General features: G+C 72.4%; 8 protein-coding genes. 4 read left to right on the top strand and 4 right to left on the bottom strand.

Translation table 11 applies throughout. The annotated features are described in order from the left end of the window. The first annotated feature begins 67 nt into the window (after nucleotides 1-67). Nucleotides 68-481, top strand: coding sequence for a PucR family transcriptional regulator (locus EJK15_RS67325; RefSeq protein WP_138720603.1), 414 nt, complete (start codon nucleotides 68-70; stop codon nucleotides 479-481). Between the two features lie 44 nt (nucleotides 482-525). Continuing rightward, nucleotides 526-1,359 carry a metallophosphoesterase family protein gene (locus EJK15_RS67320; protein WP_138720602.1) on the top strand — a complete coding sequence of 278 codons (834 nt, stop codon included), beginning with the start codon at nucleotides 526-528 and terminating at the stop codon, nucleotides 1,357-1,359. A gap of 13 nt (nucleotides 1,360-1,372) precedes the next feature. Here EJK15_RS67320 and crcB read toward each other — a convergent pair whose 3' ends face one another. Then, on the bottom strand, nucleotides 1,373-1,732 hold the full coding sequence (gene crcB, locus EJK15_RS67315) for a fluoride efflux transporter CrcB (protein WP_138720601.1): 360 nt from the start codon (nucleotides 1,730-1,732) through the stop codon (nucleotides 1,373-1,375). Continuing rightward, nucleotides 1,729-2,190, bottom strand: a complete 462-nt coding sequence (locus EJK15_RS67310; RefSeq protein WP_138720600.1) for a fluoride efflux transporter FluC — start codon at nucleotides 2,188-2,190, stop codon at nucleotides 1,729-1,731. Before EJK15_RS67310 ends, crcB begins: the two co-directional genes overlap by 4 nt. Nucleotides 2,191-2,261: 71 nt before the next feature. On the opposite strand from EJK15_RS67310, the gene EJK15_RS67305 reads away from it, so the two are divergent. Beyond that, entirely contained in the window at nucleotides 2,262-2,975 is a 714-nt protein-coding gene (locus EJK15_RS67305; RefSeq protein WP_138720599.1) for an HNH endonuclease family protein, read from the top strand. A gap of 4 nt (nucleotides 2,976-2,979) precedes the next feature. Here EJK15_RS67305 and EJK15_RS67300 read toward each other — a convergent pair whose 3' ends face one another. After that, the gene (locus EJK15_RS67300) at nucleotides 2,980-3,813 is read right to left on the bottom strand and encodes a GDSL-type esterase/lipase family protein (protein WP_138720598.1); all 834 of its coding nucleotides are present in this window, start codon (nucleotides 3,811-3,813) and stop codon (nucleotides 2,980-2,982) included. A gap of 218 nt (nucleotides 3,814-4,031) precedes the next feature. On the opposite strand from EJK15_RS67300, the gene EJK15_RS67295 reads away from it, so the two are divergent. Then, nucleotides 4,032-5,261: an isochorismate synthase gene (locus EJK15_RS67295; RefSeq protein ID WP_138720597.1), complete on the top strand. Its 1,230-nt coding sequence runs from the start codon at nucleotides 4,032-4,034 to the stop codon at nucleotides 5,259-5,261. Between the two features lie 37 nt (nucleotides 5,262-5,298). Here the strand turns inward: EJK15_RS67295 and EJK15_RS67290 are convergent. Beyond that, nucleotides 5,299-5,601, bottom strand: a 303-nt coding sequence (locus tag EJK15_RS67290; protein ID WP_138720596.1) for a DUF1949 domain-containing protein, incomplete at its 5' end; no start/stop codon positions are given.

The raw sequence follows: 5,601 nt of genomic DNA, 5'->3' as shown, positions 1-5,601 counted from the left end.
GTGTCTTAGGGTCTCGTGGGCGCGGAGATGGGTATAAGAGACAGGCCGGGAGCGGTGCCTGGAGACGATGCCGTGGCCGGCCTCGGCCGGGGTCGGCACGCAGGTGGAGGGCCTGGCGGCAGCCGGGGAGTCGCTGCTGGGCGCCGAGGCGGCCGCGTACGTGGCGGCCCCGGGCACGGTGGCCCGCGCCGACCGCATAGGCCCGGCCGAGCTGCTCGGGGCGCTCCCCACCGGCGTGCTGCGCGCCCCGGCGGCCGTCGTGCTGAAGCCGTTGCTGGCGATCGACAAAGACGGCACACTGCTGGAGACGCTGGCGGCGGTGCTGGACGAGGGCGGGGCGCTGCGCGCGGCCGACCGGCTGGGCGTGCACCGCAACACGGTCACGACCCGCCTGGAGCGCATCAAGGCGGCCGGTTTCGACCTGGACGCCGCCGCCACCAGGCTGGCTCTCCAGCTCGCCTGCCACGTGATGCTGCGCTGAGGGGTACGTGTCATGCTCTTACCAGCCGGAAGGAGGTATGCCCGTTGCCCGCTCCCCAGGACGGCCGGCTGCTGGCGATCAGCGACCTGCACGTCTCCTACCCCGAGAACCGGGCCATCGTCCAAGACCTGAAACCGTTCACGCCCGGCGACTGGCTGCTGGTGGCCGGCGACGTCGGCGAGCGGCTGGAGCACATCGACTGGGCGCTGCGCCTGCTGGCCGCGCGCTTCGAGCGGGTCGTCTGGGCGCCGGGCAACCACGAGCTGTGGACCCCGCCCGGCGACCCGCCGGATCTCAAGGGAGTCGCCCGCTACGACCACCTGGTGGACATGTGCCGGAACCTGGGCGTCGTCACCCCCGAGGACCCGTACCCGCTGTGGGAGGGGCCGGGCGGGCCGGTGCGGATCGTCCCGCTCTTCCTCCTGTACGACTACACGTTCCTGCCGCCCGGCAGCACCACGAAGGAGGCCGCCCTTGCCCACGCGCACGGCACCGGCGTGGTGTGCACGGACGAATACCTGCTGCATCCGGACCCGTTCCCGAGCCGGGAGGCGTGGTGCCGGTCGCGGGTGGAGCTGACCGAGCGGCGGCTGGCCGAGCTGGACGACGTGCCGCTGGTCTTCCTCAACCACTACCCACTGGTACGCGAGCCGACGGACGTCCTGTGGTACCCGGAGTTCGCCCAGTGGTGCGGCACGACGGCCACGCGGGACTGGCACCGGCGTTACCCGGCCGCGGCGATGATCTACGGTCACCTGCACATCCCACGCGAAACCCGGTACGACGGGGTCCGCTTCGAGGAGGTGTCGCTCGGCTACCCCAGGGAGTGGAAACGCCGGCAGGAGCCGCGCCGGCTGCTGCGCGACGTGCTGGCCTAGGCGCCGCTGGGCCTCAGAGCAGGGCCTCCGCCAGGGCCACGCCGAAGTAGGCCGCGCCCAGCCCGGCGACCACGCTCGCCACGGCGTTGGCCACCGCGTGGAAGCGCGCCCCCTCCTCCATCAGCCGCACCGTCTCGTAGCCCAGCGTCGAGTACGTCGTCAGCGCCCCGCAGAACCCGGTCCCCGCCAGCGCCATCACGCCGCTCCCCGCCGACAGCGCGGCCAGGAACGCCAGCAGCGCCGAGCCGATCACGTTCACCGTGAGCGTCCCCCACGGGAACACCGTGTCGTGCCGCGCCTGCACCGCCCGGTCCGCCAGGTATCGCAGTGGCGCCCCGACCGCCGCCCCCACCACGATCAGCAGCACCGTCATCGGGCGACCGCCGGGGCCCCGGTGACCCGCCTGGTCAGCCACATCCCGGCGGCGACGGCCACCAGCGCCGCCACCATGGTGCCCACCAGGTACGCCAGCCCCGTGACCGGTGCCCCGGCCCCGACCACCCGCAGGACGTCCACCACGTACGCCGAGAACGTCGTGAACCAGCCCAGCACCCCCACCCCGAGGAACGGCCGCACCAGCGGGTGCGCCCGCCGCACCTCCGTGATCACCACCATGAGCCCCCCGATCAGCAGGCAGCCCGACACGTTGATCCAGAACGTCGCCCAGGGGAAGCCGCCCGGCGCGGCGGGCAGCGCGGTTTGCACGGCGTACCTGGCCAGCGCCCCCAGGGCGCCGCCGGCCGCGATCGCGGCGAGGACGGGCCAGTGCAGCTCGGTACGCTGCGCGGGAACATGAAGATCGACGTCCGGGTCGATCGGGCGATCAGTCACACAACCCTCCCCGTGTCAAAACGGTTGAAGCCGGGAAATTCTCTAGACAACTGGAGCGCACGGAGGACCGGTTGAGCACGAAGGACGCCATCGCCCTTCTCGCGGGAGCAGTCATCGTCGTTTCCTTTGTCGGCACCGCCAAGACCCCGGCGGCCACTGCGGCCAGCCCGCTGGGCAACGTCAGCGGCACGCTGCCGGGACTGGCACCCATCATCTCGGATGCCGACAAGGCCAAAGCACGCGACCTCATCCAACAGCTGCGGGTCAGGGGTTTCGGCCTCAACACGGGCTACGAGCGCACCCGGTACGGGGAGAACTGGGCCGACACGGCGACCGGGGTGCCGTACGCGCGCAACGGCTGCCGCACCCGCGATGACCTGCTGGCCCGCGACGGCCGCGACATCAAGTACCGCGGCGGGTCGGACTGCGAGGTGGTCTCCATGACGCTGGACGACCCCTACACCGGCAGGACCATCTACTGGCACAAGGACAACGCCGACGAGGTGCAGGTCGACCACGTGGTGCCGCTGAACTACGGCTGGCGCATGGGCGCGGCGCGGTGGCCCATGTCCAAGCGGCTCGACTTCGCCAACGACCCGCTCAACCTGTTACCGGTGGACGGCGCCGCCAACGAGCAGAAGGACGCCTCGGGACCGGCGAACTGGCTGCCGCCGCACCGGCGCGTCCGCTGCGCGTACGTCACCCGCTTCGCGCAGGTCGCGTTCAAGTACAACGTGCCGGTCACCGCGGCCGACAAGAAGACGATGCTCGCCCAGTGCCGTTAGAGGCTCAGCGCGGGTCGATCCAGCCGAAGCCGTTCCTGAACGTCTGCTCGGCCAGCGCCTGCTGCCCGGCCGCGCTGGGGTGGAAGTAGTCCCACTTGCTGACGTGGCCGAGGGTGAACGCGTAGGAGAACACCGCGCCGCCGTCGGTGCGGCAGCCGGGGCCGTACGCGGCGCACGCCTCGGCGGCGGCCCGGTTGTAGGCCATCACGCGGGCCCTCACCCTGGCCCGCCGCTCGGTGTCGGCGCGCTTGGTGGAGGACGGGTTGGCCAGCATCGTGGGGCAGATGCGGCCCAGCGTCCAGAACGTCCTGGCCACGGGGTTGTCCTTGCCCACCTGCCACAGCCGCCGCAGGTCGGGGATGCTGGCGATGAGCACCCTGGCCCCGGGCATGCCGGCGCGCAGCTCGGCCAGTGCCGCGTCCAGCCGCCGCCGGTAGGTCTGCACCGGCGTCATGGCCTGCTCGGTACGCACGCAGGCGTCCTGGGCGCCAATGAGAATCGTCACATAATCGGCCTTGGCCGCGACCGCCTGCTTCACCTGGCCGAGCAGGTCGGCGCTGGTGGAGCCGGGGGCGGCGAAGTTGAGGTTGTTGCGCTGGAGCGTTCCAGACAGCTTCACCAGGCGCTGGTAGTGGCTGGTGACCTCCTGGTGGTCGCCGGCGGACCACGAGCGCGAGGTGCAGGAGACGTACCAGCCGCAGGCGTTGAACCCGGTGGAGATGGAGTCGCCGAGCGCGGCCATGATCTCGGGTGCGGGCTCGGCGGCGGCGGCCTGCGCCGCGCCCGATCCGGAAAGGATGATCACTGCGGTGAGGACGGGGCACAGGCGACTGATCATGGCCCCAAGGTAGAGAGCCGATCAGGTGCGGACCATGGCGGCAGAGGAAGGCCTGCCATTTCAGGACCGACTTCATATGGCCGCTTGACAAGGCCGAAGCCGATCGGGTTGCGCCCGATGGCGGCTGACATTCGGTTTTTTCCTGGTTCGTTGGCCGTAACGTGGCATTCATGGGGGTCAGAGTCGAACGTGTTCAGTTCCCGCATAGCATGTCTTGAGTGAGTGTCGCGCTCGGAACTACCCGCCCGCTACCGGTTCGCACCACACCCGTCGGCGACCCCGGTGACCTGCTGGCATCCCTACCCAGGACGGCGCCCTACGCCTGGATCAGGAACGGAGAGGGCCTCGTCGGCTGGGGCCAGGCCGCGAAGGTCGCCGTCCCGCCGGGCCCCGGCAGGTTCGCCTGGGCCCGCGAGTGGCTGGCCGGCGTGCTCGGCGACGCCCACGTCGACGACGCCGTACGCACCCCCGGCTCCGGCCCGGTCGCCTTCGGCAGCTTCACCTTCGACGAGGACGCCCACGGCTCCGTCCTGGTCGTGCCGCGCGCCGTGCTGGCCCGCCGCGACGGCCACGCCTGGCTGACCACCATCGGCGACGCGCCGCTGGAGACCTTCTCGGCCGTCCGCGATCCCGGCCGCGTCCGTTACGGCGACGGCAGCCTGACCGCCCCCGAATGGGAGCACGTCGTCGCCCGCGCCGCCCGCCGCATCCGCGACGGCGAGCTGGAGAAGGTCGTGCTCGCCCGCGACCTCGTCGCCACCGCCGAGCGCCCGATCGACGTGCGGCTGCTGCTCGCCCGGCTGGCCCGGCGCTACCCCGAGTGCTACACGTTCTCGGTCGCGGGGCTGGTCGGCGCGACGCCCGAGCTGCTGATCCGGCGCACCGGCCAGGAGATCGAGTCGCTGGTGCTGGCCGGCACGACCGCGCGCGGCACCGGCGCGGCCGACGACCTCGCCCGCGGGGCGGCGCTGTTCGCCTCGCCGAAGGACCGGCACGAGCACGAGTGCGCGATCGCCTCCGTCCGCCAGACCCTCGCCCCGCTGTGCTCGTCCCTGGAGACCCCCGACGAGCCCGAGCTGCTGGTGCTGCCCAACGTCCAGCACCTGGCCAGCCACGTCACCGGCCGGCTGGCCGACGGCGCGTCGGTGCTGGACGTGGTCGCCGCCATGCATCCCACCGCGGCCGTCGGCGGCACCCCCACCGGCACCGCGATCGAGGTCATCCGCGAGCTGGAGGGCATGGACCGGGCCGGGTACGCCGGCCCCGTCGGCTGGATCGACGCCCACGGCGACGGCGAGTGGGGGATCGCGCTGCGCTCGGCGCTCATCCACGGCCGCCGCGCCCGCCTGTTCGCCGGCGGCGGCATCATGGGCGACTCCGACCCGGCCGCCGAGCTGGCCGAGGCGCAGGCCAAGTTCCGCGTCATGCAGTACGCCCTGGAAGGGTGAGTCACCCGCCCGACCGGCCGAGGCGCCGGCGTCCCGCTCAGCCGGGGACGTGGATGTCCTCGCCCACGTCCACGCGGGCCCGGCCGGCCGTCAGCGTGGCCACCCAGTCGATGAACGTGGCCACCTCGTCCTCGCCCACCGCGACCACGAACGTGACGTCGCCCGCGTACGTCACCTCCTCGACCGCGTACCGGGAGGCCCGCAGGTCGTTCTCCACCCGTCCGGCCTGGTCGTGCGCCACCGCGACGCCGATCCGCTTGGCCGGCACCATCCGGACCGGCTCGGCCCGGTCCAGGGTCTCGGTCACCGCCGACCCGTAGGCCCGCACCAGCCCGCCCCT

Origin of the sequence: Nonomuraea basaltis (genome assembly GCF_005893125.1) — a bacterium.
Taxonomy (GTDB): Bacteria; Actinomycetota; Actinomycetes; order Streptosporangiales; family Streptosporangiaceae; genus Nonomuraea; species Nonomuraea basaltis.
This window is presented reverse-complemented; position numbering and strand designations above follow the sequence as displayed.